The following is a 1,296-nucleotide window of genomic DNA, read 5'->3' as shown; positions in this document are numbered from 1 at the left end:
CGCGCCCAGGCCCAGGCCGACGCCGATCGCCGCCGCGCAGAGCGCCACCGGCAGCCACTGCGACCGCGGTGCGGGGATCCAGATCCCGTTGCTGTACAGCAGGTAGAGCAGCGCGAGCACCACGGACGTGTGCGTGACGAAGACCGGCAGCGTGCGCGCGCCCAGCCAGCGCAGCCCGAGCGCACCGGGCACGCGCGACACCAGCACGCTCATGGCCACCCCGGCAGGTACGCCGGCGACATTGGCCAGCAGGTAGCAGCCGGGGACGTCGGCCAGGCCGAGCTGGCGCACCGCGACCTGGACCGTGAGCCAGAGGGCCACGGCGCCCAGCGCCCAGTACCACGTCATGCGCTCGGCGAACCGTTCGAGCAGCGACCGCAGGTGCAGGCCGCCCAGGAAGAAGAGCGCGAACTGCGCCGTGCCGCGCCACGCGATGCTCTCCGGCTCCCAGCCCGCCAGCGCCCAGCCGCTCACGGCGGCCGCCGCCAGGAGCTGCAGCGGCACGGGTACCCGGCGCAGCGCCCGCGCGACCACGAAGAACGCGGCCAGCGTCCAGAGGAACCACAGCTCCGAACGGGGGACCAGCAGCGACCAGGCGAGCTGGTCCGCGAGGGTGCCCCAGTCGGCGTCGGCCACCTGGTAGTAGCCCGTGACCAGGCGGACCACCAGGGAGATGGGCTCCCACAGCACGAACACCCACGCGAAGTACAGCAGCTTGCCGCGGGCCAGCGTGGTCCACGGCACCGCGGTCCACTTGCCGGCGAACATGCCCGCAACCGCGAAGAACAGCGGCATGCGCAGGCTGCGCAGGGTCTCGTTGACCTCGCGCAGCACGCTCACCTCGTAGCCCGTGGACCACGTCCAGTTGGTCGCGTGGTAGAGCACCACCAGTCCGATGGCGAGGCCGCGGGCGGCGTCGGGCCAGTCGAGCCGGGCAGCGGAACGGTGCGCGACGGCGGCTCGTCCCGGGGCGGGTGTGCCGTGCCGCGGGGAGCCAGAGGGGGTGAACATCGCCGGTCATCGTAGGACAGAGCGGGACGGAAGGCACCGCAAAGGCGTGGTGTCAGTGCCCAGGAGTAGCCTGGGACCAGCCCCTCACCACATGACCCCCACCCGGGTCATGCCCGTGAAGGGCCCGTCGTCGTGCGCCCTCGAAGGAACAGACCTATGAACCTCACCGGCCTCCTCCCCACACTTCTGCGCGATCCCGGCGCTTCCGCCGCCGTGGAGCACGTGCGCGCCCGCGGGTTCGCGGACGTGGTGGGGCCGGCGGGGGTGCGCCCGCCGCTGCTCGTC

The 1,296-nt window shown here is 72.9% G+C and carries 1 protein-coding gene; it reads right to left on the bottom strand.

The features are described from left to right. Positions 1 to 1,011: acyltransferase family protein (locus tag PROKR_RS35255; RefSeq protein WP_036965097.1), on the bottom strand; the 1,011-nt coding region annotated here is incomplete at its 3' end. Positions 1,012 to 1,296 lie beyond the last annotated feature (285 nt).

It is taken from the genome of Promicromonospora kroppenstedtii DSM 19349 (genome assembly GCF_000515355.1).
Lineage (GTDB): Bacteria > Actinomycetota > Actinomycetes > Actinomycetales > Cellulomonadaceae > Promicromonospora > Promicromonospora kroppenstedtii.
Note: the sequence above shows the minus strand (reverse complement) of the source record. Positions and strands in the feature narration are given on the sequence as shown.